Here is a 20,527-nt window from a genome sequence, read left to right on the forward strand (position 1 = left end):
CTTCCTTGTAGGAAGGCGACCAAGGCCGTGATCAGGCCTTTGTGATCGGCGGACGATGATCGGTGAGGGCGAGCCGGGTTAACGTCACGGTGTCCCGAACCGACCCTCACCCCGCGGAGTCACCCGATGGCCAGCGCAGTTCCCGCCGCTTCCGCCGTACGGACCCACCCGGTCCTCGCCGACCTCATCCCCGCGTCGCGGCTGCGCGACGTGGCCCTCGTCACCGGTGGCGCCGTACTGACCGGCCTGGCCGCGCAGTTGTCGGTGCCGGTCCCCGGGTCGCCGGTGCCGGTGACGGGCCAGACCTTCGCCGCGCTGCTGGTGGGCACGGCCCTCGGCGCGCGCCGCGGCTTCCTGGCGCTCGCGCTGTACGCGGTGGCCGGTGTGGCCGGGGTGCCGTGGTTCGCGGAGGGGTCGTCCGGCGCCGCGGCGCCGAGCTTCGGCTACATCCTCGGCATGGCGCTGGCGTCGGCGCTCGTGGGCGCGCTGGCCCGGCGGGGTGCCGACCGCAGCGTGTGGCGGATGGCCGGCGTCATGGTGGCCGGCAGCGCCGTCACCTACGCCGTGGGCGTTCCCTACCTGGCGCTGGCCGCGCACCTGACGACCGGCCAGGCCGTATCGCTGGGCCTGACCCCGTACCTCATCGGCGACGCGCTGAAGGCCGCCCTCGCCATGGGCGCGCTGCCCGCCGCGTGGAAGCTGGTCGGCCGCCGCGGCTGACCGGACACGACGTACGACGCACCCGGGTGGGGGCGGGGCGCAGGCCCCGCCCCCACCCGTTCCGCGTCAGTGCCGCGGCGCCGGCCCGCGCCGGGTCAGCCACAGGCCCGCGCCGCCCGCGGCCAGCAGCAGGCCGCCGCCCAGCAGGAGGACGGCCGTGCGGCCGGGAGGGCCGGTGTCCGGCAGCGTGCCGGGTGCGGAGGGACCGGCGCTCGCGGAGGTGTCGGGGCCGAAGGGCACGTTGTCGGTGCCCAGCAGCAGCGGGGTGTCGGGGGCGTTCGGCGTGGGCTTGCCGGTGCCGAACGGGACCGGTCCCTGCTGCCACAGCAGGGTGCCGGTGTCGCCGAGCATCACGGGCAGGCAGATCTTGCCCTTGCCCTGGAGGTCGTAGGTCGCGGAAACGGTGTAGTTCCTGCTCTTTCCCGCCGCCAGTCTTCCGACGGCGCAGCTGAATCCGCTGTTGGAACCGTCCGGGAGCTTCCCTTCCGGAATCGGGTCGCAGCCCTCCACCGCGGTCACCTCGAGGGCGTCGAAACCCACCACCAGGAGCCGCAGGTCCGGGGACTCCGCGTCGCCCTTGTTGACCACCCGGGCGGTGATCGTGGTCTTCTCGGTCTTGTTGTCGACGGAGATCCTGGTCGGCAGTTCGGTGCTCACCTTCACCCCGGCCGGGGCGCTCGGGCCCGGTGTACCCCCCTGGCCGCTGCCCGGTACGGGCTCGGCACCGTACACGGGTCCGGCGAACGCCAGCGCCAGCACCGCGGCCGCCGCGGCCGTTTTCCGAACATGAATTCGCCGATTGAAAAGGCGCATTGCTCTTCCCCCTTCTGCACCGCATCAGCGGTATCTGAAGAGGTACCACAAGATTCCGGGCAACTATGCTGTGATGGTGGCAAGTTCATACTTCTGTCCCGGTCCCCGCGTGAATTGCGGGCCACCGGACAGGAATTGAGGGGCATGGGGAATTCTTCCCGCAGTGGGGAGTCCGGGCATGGTGGGAAATACGGGCGGTGAGGTGCGCGGCCGGCTGGTGGCCGGCCGCTACCGGCTGGGGGAGCCGATCGGCCAGGGCGGCATGGGCCGCGTCTGGCGGGCGGTCGACGAGGTGCTGGACCGGCAGGTCGCGATCAAGGAGATGCGCCTGGACGACAGGGAGGCGGAGGACGCCCGGGTCCGTCGTGAACGCAGCCTGCGGGAGGCGCGCGCCACGGCCCGGATCGACCATCCGAACGTGGTCCGGATCTACGACGTGGTCCAGGAGGACGACCGGCTCTGGATCGTGATGGAGCTGGTCGACTGCCGTTCCCTGGAGCAGGTGCTGATCCAGGACGGCCCGGTCGACGTGGCCGAGGCCGTGCGGATCGGGACCGGACTGGCCCGCGCGCTGCGGGAGGTGCACGCGGTCGGCGTGCTGCACCGTGACATCAAGCCCGGCAACGTACTGATCGACACCAGGGGCAGGGTCGTCCTCACCGACTTCGGCATCGCGGCGATCCAGGACGCCACCGCGCTGACCATGGCCGGGATGCTGGTCGGCTCGCCCGACTACATGGCCCCCGAACGCGTCGAGGGCCGCCATCAGGGGCCGCCGTCGGACCTGTGGTCCCTGGGCGCGACCCTTTGCGCCGCCCTCGAGGGCACGTCGCCGTTCTCCCGGGCCACCACCCTGGCCACCCTGCACGCGGTGCTCTACGAGGAGCCCCTGCTTCCCGCCGGCTCCGGGCCGCTCCACGGCGCCCTGGCGGCCCTGCTGCGCAAGGACCCCGCGGAGCGGATGACCCTGGACGGCCTGGACGAGGCGCTCGCCGCCCTCGGCACGCCCCCGGGCGGTCCGACCGTCGTCACCCGGCAGGCGCCGCCGCCCCCGCGGGAGGGACGCACCCCGACGCTCGCCGTCGGAAGGGCCGCCCCGGTACCGGAAGCCGAACCGGTGGCGGACCCCGAACCGGAGGACGCCGTCCCGCCGGGCTGGGAGCGCCGCACCCCGGCACCACCCGCGCCCGAACCCCGGCCCGAATCCGCGCCCGAGCCCGCGCCCGGCCCGGAGCCGGAACGCGGACCCGCACCCGAGCCCGCCGCGCAGGCCCCCTCCCGGGTCCGCCGGGCGGCCCTGCTGACCGTGGCGGGAGCGGCCGCCGCGGTCCTCGCCGTCACCGTCGTCCTGCTGACCGCGCCGCGCACCGGCCACCGCGAGGGCCCCGTCGTCGCGGGCACCAGCCGTCCCCCGTCGACCGGTGCCACCTCGCCCGCCGGTCCGTCCACCGGCACACCCGCCCCCGGGGAGCGCAACGAGACCGGCTTCGCCTGGCGGCCGCCGCGGGGCTGGACGCGCAGCGCGAAGAGCCCGTCCAACGTCCACTACCACGCCCCGGACGGACAGCAGGAGATCGCCGCCTCGTACGCACTCGCACGGGGCGGCGATCTCCTGGAGCAGTGGCGCGTCTTCGAGGCCGGTTCCCGCGACGTGCCCGGCTACCGCAGGACCCGGCTGGAGCGGACGTCGTTCCGCGGACGCCCCGCGGTCGTCTGGGAGTACTCCTTCACCCAGGCCGGCGCGCCCTGGAAGGCGCGGCAGCTCGGCTTCACCGAGGGAGGCAAGTCGTACCAGCTGAACGTCTGGTACGCGGCTTCCGCCGGATCCGCCGCGCCGGCCGCCTACGACCGGGTGAGGGAGTCCTTCCGGCCCTTGTGAAGCAGCTGGCGGACCACCGCGACGGCGACGACGCCGAGTGCCGCCAGCACCGAGACGACCACCTGGTCCCGGCCGCCGCCGTCGGCGGTGTCGGTGAGCATGTAGCCGAGCACGAACACGATCATCGCGATCGTCGCCCACGTCAGGTACGGGTACAGCCACATCCGCACCCGCAGCCGCTCCGGCGCCTCCTTCAGGATGATCTTCCGCATGCGCAGCTGTGAGAAGCAGATCACCAGCCACACGAACAGGGCGATCGCGCCGGAGGCGTTGAGCAGGAAGAGGAAGACGGTGTCGGGGTACCGGTAGTTGAAGAAGACCGCGACGAAGCCGAAGACGACCGAGCCCAGGATCGCCGCCTGCGGCACGCCGCGCCCGGTGGTGCGCGCGAACGCCCTGGGCGCGTCACCGCGCCGGCCCAGGGAGAAGGCCATGCGCGAGGCGGTGTAGAGACCGGAGTTGAGGCAGGACAGCACCGCCGTCAGCACGATCACGTTCATGATCTGGCCGGCGTGCGCGATGCCCATCGAGTTCAGCGCGGCGACGTAGGAGCCGTCCTTCGCGATCGACGGGTCGTTCCACGGCAGCAGCGCCACCACGATGAAGATCGAGCCCAGGTAGAAGACGCCGATCCGCCAGATCACGCTGTTGGTGGCCTTGGTGACCGCACGCTCGGGGTCGGCCGACTCACCGGCGGCCAGCGTGACGATCTCGCTGCCCATGAAGGAGAACACGACCAGCAGCACACCGGTGAGGATCTTGCCGGGGCCGTTGGGGAGGAAGCCGCCGTGCGCGGTGAGGTTGGCCAGCCCCGCGGCGTCGTCGTGGCCGCCGGGCAGCACCCCGAGGACCGCGAGCGCGCCGAGCACGATGAAGCCGGCGATGGCCACGACCTTGATCCCGGCGAACCAGAACTCGAACTCGCCGTAGGAGGCCACCGAGGCCAGGTTGGTCGCGGTGAGCACGACCATCACGATCAGCGCCCAGCCCCACTGCGGGACGGCCGGGACCCAGCCCTCCAGGACCTTGGCTCCGGCGGTCGCCTCGACCGCCAGCACCACGACCCAGAAGAACCAGTACAGCCAGCCGATGGAGAAGCCGGCCCAGCGGCCCAGCGCGCGGTCGGCGTAGGCGGAGAAGGAGCCGGAGGTGGGGTTGGCGGCGGCCATCTCGCCCAGCATGCGCATGACGAAGACGACCATCACGCCGACGAGTGCGTACGACACGAGGATGCCGGGGCCGGCGGCGGCGATGCCGGAGGCGGAGCCGACGAAGAGGCCGGCGCCGATCACACCGCCGATCGCGATCATCGACAGGTGGCGGTTCTTGAGCCCGGCCTTCAGGCCCGAGCCATCCTGCTGCTCCGTCGCGGCCTCGTGGGCCGGAGCGGTGGAGTCGGCCACTGGGGTGGGGGGACGTGTACTCATGGGGTGGCATGAAACACGGCCCGGGGCGATCGGGGAACCTTTGATTCCGTTTCGTTGTCCTACCCTCAGCGCACGCTCAAATTCCCCTCACGGAACACCCACGGCATGTCGCCCAGCGTGCCCGTGCGACACTCGTCCGTATGCGCGTGTACCTCGGTTCCGACCATGCCGGCTTTGAACTCAAGAACCACCTGGTGGAGTGGCTCGAGGCCAACGGGCACGAGCCCGTCGACTGCGGCCCCCACGTCTACGACGCCCAGGACGACTACCCGCCGTTCTGCCTGCGCGCCGCGGAGCGCACCGCCGCGGACCCCGGCTCCTTCGGCATCGTGATCGGCGGCTCGGGCAACGGCGAGGCCATCGCCGCCAACAAGGTCAAGGGCGTCCGGGCCGTGCTCGCGTGGAGCCAGGAGACCGCGACCCTCGGCCGCGAGCACAACGACGCGAACGTGATCAGCGTCGGCGCCCGCATGCACACCACGGACGACGCCACCAAGTTCGTCGAGGTCTTCCTCGGCACGCCCTACTCCGGCGAGCCGCGCCACACCCGCCGCATCGACATGCTCACCGCGTACGAGACCACCGGCGAGCTGCCCCCGATCCCCCCGCACCACCCGCAGGAGGGCTGATCCGGGCATGCCCGAAGGGCATACGATCCACCGCCTCGCCGCGGACCACGGGGAACGCTTCGCCGGCCGCGTGGTCCGCGCGAGCAGTCCGCAGGGCAAGTTCTCCGACGGCGCCGCCCTCCTGGACGGCACCGTGATGGAGTCCGCGGAGGCCCACGGCAAGCACCTCTTCCTGGGCTTCGGCCCGGTCGGCTGGGTCCACGTCCACCTCGGGCTGTACGGGAAGTTCGGCTTCGGCACCGGCCCGGGCGCGGCCCCCGTCGGCCAGGTCAGGCTCCGCCTGGCCAGCGAAGGGCACCACGCCGACCTGCGCGGGCCGACCGCCTGCGAGCTGATCACCGGGGCCGAGAAGCGGGCGATACACGACCGGCTCGGCCCGGACCCGCTTCGGCCGGCCGACAGCGGGGAGGCCGCCTGGGCCCGCGTGGCGCGCAGCCGCACCAGCGTCGCCGCGCTGCTCATGGACCAGAAGGTCGTCGCGGGCGTGGGCAACGTCTACCGCGCCGAGGTCCTCTTCCGGCACGGCGTCGACCCGTACCTGGCGGGACGGGACCTGGACCGCGCGCGGTGGGACGCGATCTGGGCCGATCTGGTGGCCCTGATGCGCGAGGGCGTGCGGAACAACCGCATCGACACCGTCCGCCCCGAGCACACCCCCGAGGCCATGGGCCGTCCGCCGCGCGTCGACGACCACGGCGGCGAGGTCTACGTCTACCGCCGCGCCGGGATGCCCTGCCACCTCTGCGGCACCGAGGTGCGCACCGCTTCCCTGGTGGCGCGCAACCTCTTCTGGTGCCCCTCCTGCCAGCCCGCCCGGAGCTGACGCCGCCGGCCGGAGGCCCCCCGCGTACGGGAGCACCCCGGCCGGGGAACGGCCGCCGGAACCCCGGAACCGGAACCCTAGAAACCGTGCGGCAGCCAGGGGGCGACGTCGCCGCCGAAGGCCACCGCGGCCTCCCGCAGCGCGCCCTGGCGCAGCTCCCGTACGCGTCCGGCCCGCGCCAGCGCGGTCAGCGAGACGTCACCCAGGTAGGCCGCGCCCAGCTCGCGCACCGACAGCGCCAGGTCCGCGGCGTCCGTCGTCCGCTCGCACGTGGCGCCCTTGGCGTCGCCGCCGAGCCGCCAGCGGCCCTCGTTCCACGGGCAGAAGGGGTCCGAGACCTCCAGTACGACGTCCAGCGGGGCCGCGTAGGTACGGGCCGACAGGGCCGCGCCCACCTCGACCGGGCGCAGCAGCAGGCCTTCCCTGACGCGCACGCCGCAGCGGCGTACGTCGTCGACCAGGTGCAGGACCGGGTCGTCGGCGGGACGGTTGCGCGCGGTGATGCGGCAGGTGAGGTCGATGCCGAACAGGTAGCGCCACAGCGCGGCATATGTGTCCGGATCCAGTGCCTCCAGGTCGCGCAGCACCACCGTTCCGTCCGGTCCGGCCGCGTTCCAGGCGGACTTCACCGCGTACCGCGTGTAGCCCCGCACCTCTCCGTCGCGTTCGGCGACCACGCAGAGCAGTTTCGACGCGCCGTCGCGGAACGCCTCCGGGTCGAGCACGCCCTTGCGCTCCCAGTTCGGCCGCCGTTCCAGCATGCCCGGCCGGGTGGGCACCAGCCGCCCGTAGACCTCCTCGCAGGCCGCCAGAGCCTTCTCCGGGTCGGCGAAGCGCAGCGTGACCCCGTCGGCGCCCGCGGGCACGGTGAGGCCGGCCCGCAGGGTGTCGACCTCCAGGGCCGTCTGGCGGGTGGCGACCTCGTAGCCGTACCGGCCGTAGATAGCCGGCTCGGACGCCGTGAGCACCGCGAGGGGCTCGCCCAGTTCGTGCACCTCGTCCAGCTGCCGCCGCATCATCGAGGTCAGCAGCCCGCGTCGGCGGTGCGTCGAGGCGACGCTGACCATGGTGACGCCCGCCGCCGGGACCACGGCGCCGCCCGGCACCGCCATGCGGAAGGAGAACGCCCCCGCGGTGCCGACGACCTCCGCGCCGTCCCAGGCCGCGATCGACCGGGAGGGCTCGGTCACCCCGCGGTCGAACTCCCGCTCCTCCGTCGGCCAGACCGCGCTGCCGAAAGCGCGTTCCAGCGTGCTGAACCACTCGTCCCACTGTTCGGACTCGAGAACCCGCAACTCCACCGTCATGTGCCCTGCCTATCAGCCGCCCCGCGGGCGGGCGACCGGTTTTCGCCGGTCGTGGCGGCGAATCGGCGCACCATGAGGGGCACCTCCGGTGCGGAGAACGGGTGAGGGTGGATAGGGTCGCCGGGAAGATGGCACGACGCCCGGTAGGAGACGGATTCAGGGCCCGGTGGCGCAGGACGGTCCACCGGGCCCGGGTCGGCCTGCGCAAATCCGCCGTGGACTACTTCCGCGGGGACGCCGCCGACTGGCTCGCGCTGACCGTCCTGACGATCAGCGTGCCGCTGATCGCCTGGGGCACGGTGCTGGCGCCGCAATGGTGCCCGCCCACCACCCTGGTGCTGCCCGTCCTCGTCGGCGGCCTGCTGCTGCGCCCCTCCAGCCTCCTGCTGCTGTACGGGGCCAGCGCCGCCGCGATGGTCGTGGAGTCGGCGGTCCTCGGGCCGTACCGCGACGGTGTGGGCCGGGTGACCCCGGGCACCGTGCTCGTGGTGGCGGCGGTGGCGCTGGCCGGGCTGATCGTCGCGCAGTTCCGCGCCCGGGTCGGCGTGCCCTGGATGCGCGGCGGCACGATGCTCTTCGACCTGCGCGAGCGCATCCGGGTGCAGAGCAGGCTGCCGCGGCTGCCCGAGGGCTGGCACGCCGAGATGGCGCTGCGGCCGGCCGGCGGCCAGTCCTTCTCCGGAGACTTCGTGGTGGCCACCCGCACCTCGGGCGGGCGGATCCTGGAGGCCGTCCTCACCGACGTGTCGGGCAAGGGCATGGACGCCGGCTCACGCGCGCTGCTGCTGTCCGGCGCCTTCGGCGGCCTGCTGGGCTCGCTGCCGCCGCACGCCTTCCTCACCGCCGCCAACGGCTACCTCCTCCGCCAGAACTGGGACGAGGGCTTCGCCACCTCCGTCCACCTGGTGCTGGACCTGGAGACCGGCGACTACGAGCTGCTCTCCGCCGGCCATCTGCCGGGCATGCAGCTCAGCGCGGGCACCGGCCGCTGGGAGGAGAAGGCGGCCGAGGGCCCGCTGCTGGGGGTGTACGACGGCGCCGAGTTCCACAGCGTGAAGGGCACCCTGCGCTCCGGCGACGTCCTGCTGCTCTTCACCGACGGTCTGGTCGAGGCCGCCGGCCGCGACCTCACCGAGGGCATCGACCGGCTCATCGGCGAGGCCGACCGGTACGTGGCGCACGGCTTCCGCGGTGCGGCCTGGCAGCTGATCGAGGCGGTCGCCAAGGACGTCAACGACGACCGCGCCCTGCTCATCGTGTGCCGGGACTGAGCGCCGGCCGGAACGCCCAGGGCATCCTCGGCTCCACGGCGAATCGGAACATCCGCTGCACCGGCGGGGTGCACAGCGCGGTGACCACCACGGCGGCGATCGCGGTGACCGCGACCTGGCCCAGCGGGGTGTGGATCCACCCGTGGTCGTACCAGCTGCCGAAGCGCGAGCCCTTGGCGATGAAGCCGTGCAGCAGGTAGCCGTAGAGCGTGCCGGCGCCCAGCGCCGTGAACCACGTGCGGCGGCGCGGCACCCAGGCGAAGAAGCACACCGTCAGGGCCAGGGAGCAGCAGAACAGCGCCGGCGTCATGACCGGTCCCGTCCACCAGGCAGCGCCCAGTTCCTGGGCGCTCGTGCGGTGGTAGAGCCAGGCCCGGTCCATCCGGGGCACCGCCCAGTAGGAGACGGCCAGCGCCGTGAGGCCCACCGGGACGGACAGCACGCGCACCACGCGGCGCCGCGCGAGGCGGAAGTGCTCGGCCTTCAGGCACATGCCGACCACGAAGAAGGGCAGGAACTGCAGGACGCGCTGAAGTTCCAGGTCGTCGCCGATGGCCGGGGAGATCGACGCGAGGGCCGCGATCACCAGCGCGACCGCGACCGGCTGCCGGACGACCCGCCAGATGGGGGCGGTGAGGCGCCAGATGAACAGGGCGGCGAGGAACCAGGTGAGGTACCAGGGGTCGAGCAGGCTGAGAGGCTGGGGCGCTGCGTCGTCCGCCCAGTTCCTGAAGAGCGAGTAGGCGGCCTCGAAGAGCAGGTACGGGACGGCGACGCCGGTGATCAGTCTCCTGACGCGGTCCGGACGGGCGTCGAAACTCCTGGAGAAGTAGCCCGAGATGACGATGAACGCCGGCATGTGGAACGCGTACACGAGGTTGTAGAGCGCGCCCGCGGCCCTGCTGTGCCCGGTGAGGGGTTCCCAGGCGTGGCCCATCGCGACCAGGACGATGGCGAGGTACTTGGCGTTGTCGAAGAACGGGTCGCGCCCGGCGGCCGGGGCGCGGGACGTGGCGGGGGCGGAGGTCTCCGCCGGGGCGGCCGGCGCGGGGCCGGAGGAGGCCTGCGTGCGGGGGGTGGGGAGAACGGAATTCCCGGTCTGGGTCCTGCCGGGGGACAGGGTGTTCGTGCGGGGGAGCTGGAACATTTGATGCACCATAGCGGGCGCCTCTGCCGGAGTAAATTTTCGGCCGGAATGGCGGTCGCCACGTTGTCACCCGGGAATGCATACGTCGTGTTGTTGTCCGTTCGGTGCCGCTATGGGCGGTCATATAAGGGTTGAACGGGGCATATCGCCAGACGGGTTGGCGGCTGTGCAGGTTTTTTGATGATCCTTTGTGTGGCAAGTGGGTGTGTGGGGAAATAGTTTGAGGGAAATTCACTCGAACGTGCCGTGTAATTGCGAGATTCGCCTCGACCCAACTGATCGTGAACGATCGCGATGTCCTGCGTCACAGGTGTGCGACCCCGGCACGCGGGGAAGAGGTGTCCCGCGGGGTCACGGTGTCGGTGGCAGGTGGCACGATGGACGTCGTGGGGGTGCGGCTGCCGGTGGCTCTCCCCGGAACGGTGAGGCGTCAGACCGAGGATGTGATCCCCAGTGGCCATCTCCCTGTCCGTGGTCCTGTTGTTGGCGATCATCATGGTCGTCCTGATAAGAGGCAAGTCGCTCAAGGTCGGCCCGGCCATCATCGCCGCGCTCTTCGGCTTCTTCCTTGCCTCCACGGGCATGGCGCCGTCGATCAACAAGTTCCTCGACTCGCTGGCCGACACCATCAACCAGATAAACCTCTGACCGGTCCCCGGCGCGGCGCGCGCCACGGGTCACCGGTCAGAGGTCACAGGTCGCAGTCACCCGTCACCCGGCGCGGTGGCCGCGCCGGGTGACGGGGAGTCAGGCGACGGCCGGTGTACGGTCCTCGGCCGTCCCGATGATGCGGCGCAGCGCGGCGGCGCGCTCTGCGGGGCCCTCCGCGGACATCAGCGCCGCCAGTACGGCGATACGGGCCTGCCCCGCGCGCAGCGTCCCGGCCAGCACACCGCCGGCCGCGGCGAGGTCCACCGCGCCGCCCCCGGTGTACATCGGGGCCACCGGCCCCGCCGCCACCCGGGTGCTCACGGCGACCAGCACTCCGGCGTCCACCGCGCGGCGCACCGCCGCCACGAACTCGGGCGTCGCGTTGCCCGCCCCGGTGCCGACCAGCACGACGCCTTGTGCCCCCGCGCCCAGCGCGGCCTCGAAGAGCACCGGGTCGGCGTCCACGTGGTGCATCACGACGTCGACGCGCGGTGCCTTCGCGCCGGGATCCGGAAGCGGCAGCGCCGCGGCGCGCGGCCGCGGAGCGCCCCAGGCGATCTCGCCGAACTTCACCCGGCCCAGCGGCCGCCCCGAGGGGTCCGCGAAGGCCTGGACGTCCAGGGTGTGCGCCTTGACCGTGCCCCGGGCCGTGTGCACGAAGCCGCCGAAGGCGATGACCACGCCGATGTCCCGGCCGGTCGCGGCGGTCAGCAGCGCGTCGTAGAGGTTGCCCGGCGCGTCGCCGTCCACGGAGTCCAGCGGGAGCTGGGCGCCGGTGAGGACCACGGGGCGCCGGTCGTCGTGGTGGAGGTCGAGGAGGAACGCGGACTCTTCCATGGTGTCGGTGCCGTGCGTCACCACGACGCCGTCCACGGCCGGGTCCGCCAGCACCTCGTGGACGGTCCGCAGCAGCTCCATCTGGTGGGCGGAGGTCAGCCGGGAGCTGTTCACCGTGAACAGGTCGCGGACGGTCACCTCGACGCCCTCGGGGACCGCGCCCGCCGCCAGCACCTCGTGGCCGGCGGCCTCGGCCGCGTACCCGGCCCCCTGCCACCGGCTGGCGATCGTGCCGCCGGTGCCGATCACGACGATGTGCTTCACGTTTCCCTCGCTCGTGCGTTCGCCCGATCCTCCCCGGCAAGGATATGCGCTGAACCCCGGCATCGGATTGCCAATCAGCCCGCGTAGACCCGGCAAACGTGGTAACTATCGCCCTTGTGGACGCCATCGACAGAAGAATCTTGCGTGAGCTCCAGGCCGACGGCCGGCTCACCAACCAGGAGCTGGCCGCCCGGGTCGGCCTCACCCCCTCCCCGTGCCTGCGCCGGGTGCGCCAGCTGGAGGAGGACGGGGTGATCCAGAGCTACCGGGCCGTCGTCGACCCGGCCGCCGTCGGCCGCGGCTTCGAGGTCTTCGCCTCCGTCGAGGTACGGCGGGACCGCGAGTCCGTCGCCGCCTTCGAGGAGCGGGTGCAGGCCATCCCCGACATCGTCGAGGCCTACCGGCTCTACGGCGCGCCCGGCTGCCTGCTGCGGATCGCGGTGGCCGACAGCGACGCCTACGAGCGCTTCTGGACGGAGAAGCTGATCGCCCTGCCGGGCGTCAGCGAGGTGAACTCGCAGATGATCATGAAGCGGATCAAGGGTCCGCAGGGCGTGCCGGTCGGGTAGGGCCGGGGGTTCGACGGCCCCGTGGACCGCCGGCGCCTCCTCGAACAGTCCGTGGCCGCGGCCCTCCTGGAACTGGGCCACGGCAGGGTCGCCGACCACACCCCGCCCTCGCGGCCGCCCACGCGCACCGCACCCGAACCCCGCCTGGACCGCCGACAGCCCGGTTGCGGGTCGAGACGGAGGCCGTGACTCCAGGCGCACAGGGCGCCCCGGCCCGGCCGATGCGGGACAGCGGGCGGCTGCCGTCGGCGCGCAGTCCGTGCCGGGTGAGGAGGCGGCCCGACAGGGCCAGGTCGCGGATGGACGCCGCTACGCGGGGTTCCCGGCGCTGCCCGGGACGCGTCCGAGGGCGTCCCGCACCGCCCCCTCGGAGCGGGCGACCACCGCCGTGCCGTCCTCGGCGGTGATGATCGGCCGCTGGATCAGCCGGGGATGCGCCGCGAGCGCCCCGATCCAGCGTTCCCGCTCACCCGGCTCGCGCCGCCACTCCTTCAGCCCCAGTTCCTTCGCCTCGGCCTCCTGGGTCCGGACGATGTCCCACGGCTCCAGCCCGAGCCGCTCCAGCACCGCGCGGATCTCGTCCGCGTCCGGCGGGTCCTCCAGGTAGCGGCGCACCGTGTACTGCGCGCCCTCCTCGTCGAGCAGGTGCAGCGCGGAGCGGCACTTCGAGCACGCGGGGTTGATCCAGATCTCCATGCCGCCAATGTAGTGAGGCGTTCAGGGGTCGTCGCGCCCGTCGTCGCGCAGCCTGCGCCAGATGCGGGTGCGGTGCAGCACGTAGACGGCGATGAGCAGCACGAGCGCCTGCAGTCCCACGGCGAGCAGCCAGAAGACGTCCCTGCTCTCCAACTCGTCGGTCATGTAGGTGAAGTTCATGCCGAAGAAGCCGGTCAGGAAGGTCAGCGGGAGGAAGATCGTCGAGACGATGGCCAGCCGGTTGATCACGCCGTTCTGTTCGCCGGACACGAGGGAGGAGTAACTGGCGAAGGCCCGCCGGGCCGCGTCCTGGAGCGACTCGATGCTGGCGAGCACCATCCGCGCGGCCCGCTGGTACGAGGCCGCGAGCCGTTGCCGCTCCTCCGGGAAGCTGCCGCTCATCATCCGCCGGGTGATGGTCTCGTCGGCCGCCTGCAGATAGGGCAGCAGGGCGTGGTGCAGCAGGGCCGCCCGCCGCCGCAGTCGCGCCAGCCGGTACACCTGCTGCGGGTGCCGGCTCTCGAACATCTCGTCCTCGAGGTCCTCCACCTGCAGCAGCGCCTCCACGGCGGTCCTGCGGAAGGTCTCCAGGGCGTCCTCCAGCAGCAGGAACAGCGTGGCCGTGGCGTCCGCGGGCCGTTCGTGCGGCAGCCGGGTGACGAACCGCCCGACCAGGGTGTTCCACCCCCGGTGGACGGTGACCAGGTACCGCTCGGTCACGAAGACGTGGACGTGGACGACCTTGCCGTCGTCGTCGATGACGGGCACGACGAACCGGGCGTTGTCCCCGTGGAACTCCGCCCGCGCCGTCTCGCCCTCCCTGCCCAGCCACGCCAGGTCCTCGGCGTCCAGGCCGAGTTCACGGGCGATCGACAGCTCGTCGGGCCGTCCTTCCCCGGGCACCTCGACGTCCACGAGCAGGAACCGGCACGCCGCCAGCCGCTCACGCGCCTCCGACACGGCGGCACGGGCGACGATGCCCTCGGGCATCGACACCACCGTAACGATCATCGTCTCTCACCGTGGATCACCGGCACACCTCCCAGCCTGCGCAGACTCCGGCGTCCACGCATGCGGAGGTGCCCGGTCCAGGGGTCCGCGGGCTCCGGCGGGCCCGCTTCTCAATGAGCCGCCGGCCGTATGTCAAGCCCCGAAATGCAGCGACGTGACGCGGGCGGAATGCCCAGGCCTACTGGATTCATGAGGTCGCGCAACACCGACCGAGAAGAAACCACCGGGACTTCCCCCGGTGCCGGAATATCCGAAAAGGGATCCTCCGGAATTCCCACCCCTGGACCACTTGAGGAGAACTGCCATGTCCCGCACCCGCAAGATCGTCATGCTGACCGCCGCCACCACCCTCGCCGCCGGTGGCGCCCTGATCCCGACCAGCGCCTTCGCGGCCGCCCCCGCCCGTGTCGCGGCCGCCCAGGCCGCACCCCAGCAGCACGGGCTTCATGTCAACGACGGCGGCGGGGTGAACAACAACATTCCCGTCTTCAACAATACCGGCGGCTTCTTCGGCGGCCCGGTGAACAACAACATTCCGATCTTCAACAACGGCGGCGGTCTCTTCGGGGGCGGGGTCAACAACAACATCCCGGTCTTTAACAACGGCGGTGGCCTCTTCGGGGGCGGCGTGAACAACAACATCCCGGTCTTCAACAACTGACCCCCCGCCCTCTCTGCCCCTGCGCGGCCGGTCCCCGCCCGGCCGCGCTCGGGTGATGTCCGGGAGTCCCGCGAGGTCCACGAAGTGGTATTGAATGATACCGTTACGAACACAACCATAGGACCAGCTGTCGCGATGGGTGTGGCCCGTTGTCGTTCCTCTCGTGCAGCGCCGAGAGGGCAGGAGCAGTCATGAAGATCGCAGTTGCCGGTGGTACCGGAGCAGCCGGACGGCTCGTGGTGGAGACCGTGCGTGCTCGCGGACACGAGCCCGTGGTCCTGTCGCGCGGGCAGGGCGTCGACCTGGTGAGCGGGTCGGGGCTGGACGCGGCGCTGACCGGGGCCGAGGTGGTCATCGACGTCAGCAACGTGACCACGAATCGCAAGTCGGTGGCTGTGGGCTTCTTCGACAAGGCGGGGCGGAATCTCGCCGGGGCGGCCGAGCGCGCCGGGGTCCGGCACCTCGTGACGCCGTCGATCGTGGGGGTCGACCGGGTCGGGCACCCCTACTACACGGGCAAGTTGCGCCAGGAGGAGATCATCCGGGGCGGCGCGGTGCCGTGGACCATCATGCGGGCGACGCAGTTCCACGAGTTCGTGGGCCAGGCGCTGGGCGGCGTGCCCGGGCCGGTCGCGCTCGTGCCGACGGCTCCGGTCCAGCCCGTCGCCGTACGGGAAGTGGCCGAGGCCCTCGTCGACCTCGCCCTGGAGCCGCCGAAGGGGATGGCGCCCGAGCTCGCGGGCCCGCAGGTCGAGTCGCTGGTCGACCTCGCCCGGCGCCTCATCGCCGCGGGCGGTGCACGCCGGCGCCCGGTCTGCCCCCTGTACTTCCCCGGGGGGATGAGGAGCGGCGGCCTGCTGCCGACCGGCCCTGGCCCCCGCGGCACCCTGACATTCGCCGACTGGCTCGAGCAGCGGAGCCCGGCGGCGTCCTGATGAACGACGGCCCGGATCCCTCCGGGCCGTCCACCGGTGTGCCGCGAGGGCTGGTTCGGCGTGGCGCTTGGCTCGGTCAGGGCCGGCGGCGATTCCGGGCCTCCCGTTCGGGTGACGGACCCGAGGCGTCAACTCGGCGTGTCGCCGACGGCGTTGACCCCGGCGAGCACCCGTTCGGGTTGACGAGGCCTCCGATGGGGCGAGCCGTCAGGCGCGCGGTGGCCCGTTCGCACCGGAAGGCCCGCCCGGCGAACGGATGGGCTCAGGTCGGGGAGTCACTGCCCTGACCTGGGCCTTCACCTGCAGAGCGGGCGACGGGAATCGAACCCGCGTAGCCAGTGTGGAAGACGAGGTACGCGCCGCTTCGCTGGCCCCGGTCGCGGTGCGGGTGCCTGGGAGTGGTGTCCGCGCCCGGGATTCCCCGCTGTTCCCCCTCGATGGCCCTCGTCACGGGCACGTCAGGTGGTGGGGGCCTCCCTCATCCGGGCGGTCCCTCGTGCGCGTGGAGGTGCGTCGCTCGGGACGGCACTTCCAGAATGCGCGTCAAAGCGGGACGCCGCGTGGTGGCTGATGAGCGTACGAGACGGGCCCCCAGCGCTTCTCGGCGTCGGAGCCCCGGCTCTCGGCCGAGGGGGGCGTCGGGGGTGGAGGTGACGAACCCTCATGCACTGGCCCGATCCTGATCCCCGCGGGCCGCGGCTGCCCGCCGGGGGCCCCTGCGGTACGCCGAGAGCCCTGTGCCCTTCTGCCTCTGCGTCGTGACCACTGCCTCACCAGGTTCGTGCACAGCTGCATGCGTCCGTTGCCGCTGCAGCGGCCGAGGGCGGGCATCCTGCTATCGCCAAAGTCCCGCGCACACGGCTCCGTTGCCGTCATCTGCCGCCGTGAGGAGCCGCAAGGCAGACAGGCATCCCGCCGCATACCGATTGCACTCTGAGGGGATTCCTACCCTGGGCACGCCGGGGCGGCCGAACCCGGGCCGGTCGATCCTCGGGCGCGGCTACTCCGTCTCGGCGTGCTTATGCCGGCGCCACCAAGCACGGCAGAGCGGTTAGCCCTTGGCCAGCGGCCCATTGCGTCCGCTCGATGTCCGGCACGCCGGCAGAGGACAACCGAGGTGCCCGGGCTCCCGCCTGCCGGGCCTGGCCCAATGCCCCCGGTTGTGCGGAGACGCCACCAGCAGAGTGAACCATGCGCTACCCATAACTCCTTTGGCTCTCCGCGCATATGCCCTTTATCGGATCATTGCTAGCTTTTGGCTGGTGAGCAGCGGTTTGTCGCTTCCTTCGGTGAGCACTTGCTCGCCGGCCCCCTTTGGTCCGGGAGCCGCTGATTTGGCAAGCGGCTGAGGTTCGGCGACCGGAGCTCACCACCCAGGTTCGAAGTCCCCCTCGCAGGGGTGGCCGTGCTCGGCCACAAGAAAGGGTCTCTCCCTATGTCAGAGGTTTCTGTCCCGCCCGCTCCGCCAGGCAGGCGACGTATACGCGTACACAAGGGGCTCAAGGCACCAATGCTCCTGATACCCGTCGCGGTGCTGATGGCGACGCTCACCATGATCACGACCCTCGCCCACGCCGTATCACCCCCGGCGGTGGGACTGGGGACCGCCAACACGTACGGGGTTCTGGCCGCCACCACGGTCACCAACACAGGCCCCACCGTCATCCTCGGGGATCTGGGACTTTTCCCCGGCACATCGGTGACGGGATTCCCGCCCGGAATCGTCTTCGGAGCGACGCACGTGAACGACGCCGTCGCGGGCCAGGCGCAGTCCGACCTGACCACCGCCTACAACGACGCGGCGGGCAGGCCCTCCGACGGCAGTGCGGGAACCCAGCTCAACACCCAGACCTTCCTCCCCGGCGTCTACACCGCCGCGGCGGCACTGGATCTCGCCGTCAACGGGACCGTCACTCTCGATGCGCAGGGCGACCCCAACGCCGTCTTCATCTTCCAGGTCGGCTCGGCCCTGACCATGAACGTGGGCAGCACCGTCCGGCTCATCAACGGAGCCCAGGCCTGCAACGTGTTCTGGCAGGTGGGCAGCTCCGCGACGATCGGGACCGGTTCCGACTTCAAGGGCACCATCATGGCCTTGACGTCCATCTCTGCGGCCACCAATGCGGCGATCTCGGGCCGGCTCCTGGCCCGGAACGGCGCGGTCACTCTGGACAGTAATCGCATCACCGTCCCGACCTGCAGCGTGGTTGGCCCGACGGGTCCGACCGGCCCGACGGGTCCGACCGGTCCGACGGGTCCGACGGGTCCGACCGGTCCGACGGGTCCGACGGGTCCGACGGGTCCGACCGGTCCGACCGGCCCGACGGGTCCGACCGGCCCGACGGGTCCGTCCGGTCCTGCGGGCCCGAGTGGTCCTGCCGGTCCGTCCGGTCCTGCCGGTCCTGGTGGTCCTGCCGGTCCGTCCGGTCCTGCCGGTCCTGGTGGTCCTGCCGGTCCGTCCGGTCCTGCCGGTCCTGGTGGTCCTGCCGGCCCGAGTGGTCCCGCTGGCCCGACCGGCCCTGAAGGTCCGGCCGGTCCTGAAGGTCCTCCTGGGCGTCCCGGGCGACCCGGCTTCCCCGGCTACCCCGGCCTCCCCGGCGGTCCGGGTCTTCATGACCACCGCGACCACGACGGCAAGTACGACGATCACGACAAGTACGACGATGACGAGCACGGCAGCAACTGCCACGCCAAGCCGCCGTGGAAGGAACCGAACGACGACGAGTGGGCATGGAGCTTCCAAGTGACGTGCCGGGACTGAGAAAAGCCCCAACCTCATCGTCTTGAGGAAAGAAGACTTCCAGGGGGTGCCCCGAACAAGGGGCGCCCCCTGGGGGATCTACGGCCTCGGCGACGTCCACCAACCCTTCGCCGCCCACCTAGAACGCCGCATCAGCTCGGACCGCCGGGAGCTTGCCGAGGCCGATGCATCTCACACCCGTGCTCGGCCGGACCGGCGGCGTTGGGGCGGGCGCAGTCGCCCACGGCCCCCGTCGCGGTGGTCACGGCGGTCGTGCCTGACGAGAGGCGGTGCCGGCGGCGCCGGTGTGGTCGGTACGGCCCCAACCGGGAGGCGTGAGCCGTAACCGTGTGTTCCCCCGTGCTGTGTGTCGCGCAGATGATTCATGAGTGCTCCCAGGGTGCTCGCCGCATCAGCGAGGGCAGCGGTGACGGCGGCGTCCGAGACCCTCATGCGCTTCCTGCCCCGTGCAATCGCTCCACTGCCAACAAGCCGCCGGCGGTGGCGGTGATGTGGGGATCGGCCGCGGCGGACAGCAAGCGGGCGGCGGTGTCGGAGTCCGTCTCCGGCGGAATGACCAGAAGGTCCCAGCGTCCGGTGTCGCGGGAGAGCAACAGGAGCTTGTGAGGGTCCTGGTCCGCTGTGAACCAATCGACGGGCACCACGTGCCCGGCCACGGCCGCCCTTCGGGGGACGGCCGGCCAGAAGTGCGGGTTAACGGCGACACGGGCGATCCGCCCCCATGGGGCGTCCGGAGTGGCCGTAAGTGCGGAGAGTTCCGCCGCCAGATCGCGTGAGCGGGGCCACCAGGCTCCGTCGAGGGGACCCGGGGCGGCGGTTACCGGCTTCAGGGAGAGTCGGACGTCGTCAGGGGCGAGGGATTCATCGTGCGTCGTGTGATCAAGGATCAAGCCCATACGTTCACTGGCCCGGCTAGGCATTCGCCGAAAACGACACCGGCACGGAAGCCGGGGTACGGAATGCCTTCGGTTCGTCCACCGTACTCCGTTGAGGCAGGTTGCGGGGTTGACCTGCGACGTAATGGTGTGTTGCCACCACTCCCCTTCATCGACGCCGACACGGTCCAGCAGCGTCACACCCGCGCCGCTCTGAAGAAGGCTTCCTGATGGCGCGCCGACGCCAGTTCGGGCGTGCGCGGAGCTGCCCTCGGGGCGCTGTCAGGCGCGGTACCAAGGCCCGGACGGTATCGGCCGCCCCGCTCTGATGACGTTTCGCGCAAAGCGGGGAGGCCGACGTCGGCCGGCCGACCAGCAGACCGCGACTGCATCTTGTGCCGTACCTCGGACGCGTGCCCATCTCGGACGTCACACCTGCCGCCGTGCGTACTTGGCGTCGTGAACGACTGGAGTCGGGGACCGGTCCCAGCCCTGTCGCCCCATCGTCGAGGCCATGCAGCCGCGGTACAAGGCGCTCGTCCTCCTGGCGGCTTTCTGCGGCCTCCGATGGGGTGAATTGATTCGGCCTGCGTCGTCAGGATGTTGACCTCGACTACGGCATGATCCGCGTACGCCGTTCGGTGGCCGAGCTCACCGGCGGGCAACGGTCTACAACGCGCTCAAGAGCGAAGCAGGCAAGCGCACCGTCGCCATTCCGGCCGGCCCCCCAGTGATCGACTCGCACATGAAGATCTGCGGAGAGACCGGCGCCGCCGGGCGTGTCTTCGTCGGGGCGAAAAGGCGCCACCCCGCGCCGGAATCACTTCAACCGGTGCCGGCACAAGGCACGCGGCAAGGCCGGCGTGAACGGTCTTCGGTTTCATGATCTTCGGCACACCGGCAACAACCTGGCGCCGCACACCACGGCCAGCACGCGGGACCTGATGACGCGCCTCGGGCACAGCTCGGCCCGCGCTGCGCTCATCTATCAACATGGGAAGCGCGACCGTGAACGCGAGATCGCCGATGCGATCGACACCATGATCGTCAAGGCCGTGAAGCGAGGATCGCGCCCACAGGGGCACGTGGTGGGCACGGACGACTGGTCCTGCTGAGGAACGGCGAAGGCCCAGGACCGGGGATCGCTCCCCTGACCTGGGCCTTCACCTGTAGAGCGGGCGACGGGAATCGAACCCGCGTAGCCAGTTTGGAAGACTGGGGCTCTACCATTGAGCTACGCCCGCAACGGCC

At 71.5% G+C, this 20,527-nt stretch carries 19 protein-coding genes and 1 tRNA gene; 11 read left to right on the forward strand and 9 right to left on the reverse strand.

Annotated elements, in window-relative coordinates; genetic code table 11:
• Nucleotides 1-126 precede the first annotated feature (126 nt).
• On the forward strand, nt 127-720 hold the full coding sequence (locus OIE69_RS25915) for a biotin transporter BioY (protein WP_326576097.1): 594 nt from the start codon (nt 127-129) through the stop codon (nt 718-720).
• Nucleotides 721-786: 66 nt separating this feature from the next.
• Here OIE69_RS25915 and OIE69_RS25920 read toward each other — a convergent pair whose 3' ends face one another.
• Nucleotides 787-1,377 carry a hypothetical protein gene (locus OIE69_RS25920; protein WP_326576099.1) on the reverse strand — a complete coding sequence of 197 codons (591 nt, stop codon included), beginning with the start codon at nt 1,375-1,377 and terminating at the stop codon, nt 787-789.
• Between the two features lie 334 nt (nt 1,378-1,711).
• Here OIE69_RS25920 and OIE69_RS25925 point away from each other — a divergent pair, with 334 nt between their 5' ends.
• Nucleotides 1,712-3,412 carry a serine/threonine-protein kinase gene (locus OIE69_RS25925; RefSeq protein WP_326576100.1) on the forward strand — a complete coding sequence of 567 codons (1,701 nt, stop codon included), beginning with the start codon at nt 1,712-1,714 and terminating at the stop codon, nt 3,410-3,412.
• Here the strand turns inward: OIE69_RS25925 and OIE69_RS25930 are convergent.
• Nucleotides 3,376-4,839 (reverse strand): amino acid permease, encoded by a 1,464-nt coding sequence (locus OIE69_RS25930; RefSeq protein WP_392567570.1) that lies wholly within the window; start codon nt 4,837-4,839, stop codon nt 3,376-3,378. The genes OIE69_RS25925 and OIE69_RS25930 overlap by 37 nt on opposite strands.
• Before the next feature lie 140 nt (nt 4,840-4,979).
• Here OIE69_RS25930 and OIE69_RS25935 point away from each other — a divergent pair, with 140 nt between their 5' ends.
• Nucleotides 4,980-5,468: a ribose-5-phosphate isomerase gene (locus OIE69_RS25935; RefSeq protein ID WP_018556555.1), complete on the forward strand. Its 489-nt coding sequence runs from the start codon at nt 4,980-4,982 to the stop codon at nt 5,466-5,468.
• A gap of 7 nt (nt 5,469-5,475) precedes the next feature.
• The gene (locus OIE69_RS25940) at nt 5,476-6,291 is read left to right on the forward strand and encodes an Fpg/Nei family DNA glycosylase (protein ID WP_326576105.1); all 816 of its coding nucleotides are present in this window, start codon (nt 5,476-5,478) and stop codon (nt 6,289-6,291) included.
• A 77-nt stretch (nt 6,292-6,368) separates the two neighbouring features.
• Here the strand turns inward: OIE69_RS25940 and OIE69_RS25945 are convergent, their stop codons facing one another.
• Nucleotides 6,369-7,598 carry a GNAT family N-acetyltransferase gene (locus tag OIE69_RS25945; RefSeq protein ID WP_326576107.1) on the reverse strand — a complete coding sequence of 410 codons (1,230 nt, stop codon included), beginning with the start codon at nt 7,596-7,598 and terminating at the stop codon, nt 6,369-6,371.
• A gap of 128 nt (nt 7,599-7,726) precedes the next feature.
• Here OIE69_RS25945 and OIE69_RS25950 point away from each other — a divergent pair, with 128 nt between their 5' ends.
• Complete coding sequence (locus tag OIE69_RS25950; RefSeq protein WP_326576108.1) at nt 7,727-8,869, forward strand: PP2C family protein-serine/threonine phosphatase; 1,143 nt, start codon at nt 7,727-7,729, stop codon at nt 8,867-8,869.
• Here OIE69_RS25950 and OIE69_RS25955 read toward each other — a convergent pair.
• Entirely contained in the window at nt 8,850-10,016 is a 1,167-nt protein-coding gene (locus OIE69_RS25955) for an acyltransferase family protein (protein ID WP_326576109.1), read from the reverse strand. The two genes, OIE69_RS25950 and OIE69_RS25955, sit on opposite strands and share 20 nt — an antisense overlap.
• 453 nt (nt 10,017-10,469) lie before the next feature.
• On the opposite strand from OIE69_RS25955, the gene OIE69_RS25960 reads away from it, so the two are divergent.
• Nucleotides 10,470-10,664, forward strand: a complete 195-nt coding sequence (locus OIE69_RS25960; protein WP_018556560.1) for a hypothetical protein — start codon at nt 10,470-10,472, stop codon at nt 10,662-10,664.
• 99 nt (nt 10,665-10,763) lie between these two features.
• Here the strand turns inward: OIE69_RS25960 and OIE69_RS25965 are convergent, their stop codons facing one another.
• Nucleotides 10,764-11,768: an asparaginase gene (locus OIE69_RS25965; protein WP_326576111.1), complete on the reverse strand. Its 1,005-nt coding sequence runs from the start codon at nt 11,766-11,768 to the stop codon at nt 10,764-10,766.
• Nucleotides 11,769-11,884: 116 nt separating this feature from the next.
• Between OIE69_RS25965 and OIE69_RS25970 the strand changes: the two genes are divergently transcribed.
• Nucleotides 11,885-12,337, forward strand: coding sequence for an Lrp/AsnC family transcriptional regulator (locus tag OIE69_RS25970; protein WP_018556562.1), 453 nt, complete (start codon nt 11,885-11,887; stop codon nt 12,335-12,337).
• Nucleotides 12,338-12,646: 309 nt separating this feature from the next.
• Here OIE69_RS25970 and OIE69_RS25975 read toward each other — a convergent pair whose 3' ends face one another.
• Together OIE69_RS25975 and OIE69_RS25980 are read right to left on the reverse strand one after the other, a co-directional pair.
• Entirely contained in the window at nt 12,647-13,033 is a 387-nt protein-coding gene (locus OIE69_RS25975; protein WP_326576113.1) for an arsenate reductase family protein, read from the reverse strand.
• Between the two features lie 21 nt (nt 13,034-13,054).
• Nucleotides 13,055-14,044 carry a CorA family divalent cation transporter gene (locus OIE69_RS25980; protein ID WP_326576115.1) on the reverse strand — a complete coding sequence of 330 codons (990 nt, stop codon included), beginning with the start codon at nt 14,042-14,044 and terminating at the stop codon, nt 13,055-13,057.
• A gap of 304 nt (nt 14,045-14,348) precedes the next feature.
• Here OIE69_RS25980 and OIE69_RS25985 point away from each other — a divergent pair, with 304 nt between their 5' ends.
• From OIE69_RS25985 to OIE69_RS25995, 3 genes are all read left to right on the forward strand, one after another.
• Nucleotides 14,349-14,705: a hypothetical protein gene (locus OIE69_RS25985; RefSeq protein ID WP_326576117.1), complete on the forward strand. Its 357-nt coding sequence runs from the start codon at nt 14,349-14,351 to the stop codon at nt 14,703-14,705.
• Nucleotides 14,706-14,896: 191 nt separating this feature from the next.
• Nucleotides 14,897-15,640, forward strand: a complete 744-nt coding sequence (locus OIE69_RS25990; RefSeq protein ID WP_326576119.1) for an SDR family oxidoreductase — start codon at nt 14,897-14,899, stop codon at nt 15,638-15,640.
• 1,510 nt (nt 15,641-17,150) lie between these two features.
• Nucleotides 17,151-18,401 (forward strand): ice-binding family protein, encoded by a 1,251-nt coding sequence (locus tag OIE69_RS25995; protein WP_326576121.1) that lies wholly within the window; start codon nt 17,151-17,153, stop codon nt 18,399-18,401.
• A 428-nt stretch (nt 18,402-18,829) separates the two neighbouring features.
• Here the strand turns inward: OIE69_RS25995 and OIE69_RS26000 are convergent, their stop codons facing one another.
• On the reverse strand, nt 18,830-19,321 hold the full coding sequence (locus OIE69_RS26000) for a DUF5994 family protein (protein WP_326576122.1): 492 nt from the start codon (nt 19,319-19,321) through the stop codon (nt 18,830-18,832).
• A gap of 818 nt (nt 19,322-20,139) precedes the next feature.
• Here OIE69_RS26000 and OIE69_RS26005 point away from each other — a divergent pair.
• Nucleotides 20,140-20,391 (forward strand): hypothetical protein, encoded by a 252-nt coding sequence (locus tag OIE69_RS26005; protein ID WP_326576123.1) that lies wholly within the window; start codon nt 20,140-20,142, stop codon nt 20,389-20,391.
• Between the two features lie 58 nt (nt 20,392-20,449).
• Here OIE69_RS26005 and OIE69_RS26010 read toward each other — a convergent pair.
• Nucleotides 20,450-20,520, reverse strand: a tRNA-Gly gene (locus tag OIE69_RS26010).
• Nucleotides 20,521-20,527 lie beyond the last annotated feature (7 nt).

It is taken from the genome of Actinacidiphila glaucinigra (assembly GCF_035918135.1).
GTDB classification, from domain to species: domain Bacteria; phylum Actinomycetota; class Actinomycetes; order Streptomycetales; family Streptomycetaceae; genus Actinacidiphila; species Actinacidiphila glaucinigra.

Bases quoted from the DNA above. Each gene is read 5' to 3' on its own strand.
- OIE69_RS25915 (WP_326576097.1), top strand. From the start codon at position 127: ATGGCCAGCGCAGTTCCCGCCGCTTCCGCCGTACGGACCCACCCGGTC.
- OIE69_RS25925 (WP_326576100.1), top strand. From the start codon at position 1,712: ATGGTGGGAAATACGGGCGGTGAGGTGCGCGGCCGGCTGGTGGCCGGC.
- OIE69_RS25930 (WP_392567570.1), bottom strand. From the start codon at position 4,839: ATGAGTACACGTCCCCCCACCCCAGTGGCCGACTCCACCGCTCCGGCC.
- OIE69_RS25935 (WP_018556555.1), top strand. From the start codon at position 4,980: ATGCGCGTGTACCTCGGTTCCGACCATGCCGGCTTTGAACTCAAGAAC.
- OIE69_RS25940 (WP_326576105.1), top strand. From the start codon at position 5,476: ATGCCCGAAGGGCATACGATCCACCGCCTCGCCGCGGACCACGGGGAA.
- OIE69_RS25945 (WP_326576107.1), bottom strand. From the start codon at position 7,598: ATGACGGTGGAGTTGCGGGTTCTCGAGTCCGAACAGTGGGACGAGTGG.
- OIE69_RS25950 (WP_326576108.1), top strand. From the start codon at position 7,727: ATGGCACGACGCCCGGTAGGAGACGGATTCAGGGCCCGGTGGCGCAGG.
- OIE69_RS25955 (WP_326576109.1), bottom strand. From the start codon at position 10,016: ATGTTCCAGCTCCCCCGCACGAACACCCTGTCCCCCGGCAGGACCCAG.
- OIE69_RS25975 (WP_326576113.1), bottom strand. From the start codon at position 13,033: ATGGAGATCTGGATCAACCCCGCGTGCTCGAAGTGCCGCTCCGCGCTG.
- OIE69_RS25980 (WP_326576115.1), bottom strand. From the start codon at position 14,044: ATGATCGTTACGGTGGTGTCGATGCCCGAGGGCATCGTCGCCCGTGCC.
- OIE69_RS25985 (WP_326576117.1), top strand. From the start codon at position 14,349: ATGTCCCGCACCCGCAAGATCGTCATGCTGACCGCCGCCACCACCCTC.
- OIE69_RS25990 (WP_326576119.1), top strand. From the start codon at position 14,897: ATGAAGATCGCAGTTGCCGGTGGTACCGGAGCAGCCGGACGGCTCGTG.
- OIE69_RS25995 (WP_326576121.1), top strand. From the start codon at position 17,151: ATGCTCCTGATACCCGTCGCGGTGCTGATGGCGACGCTCACCATGATC.
- OIE69_RS26000 (WP_326576122.1), bottom strand. From the start codon at position 19,321: ATGCCTAGCCGGGCCAGTGAACGTATGGGCTTGATCCTTGATCACACG.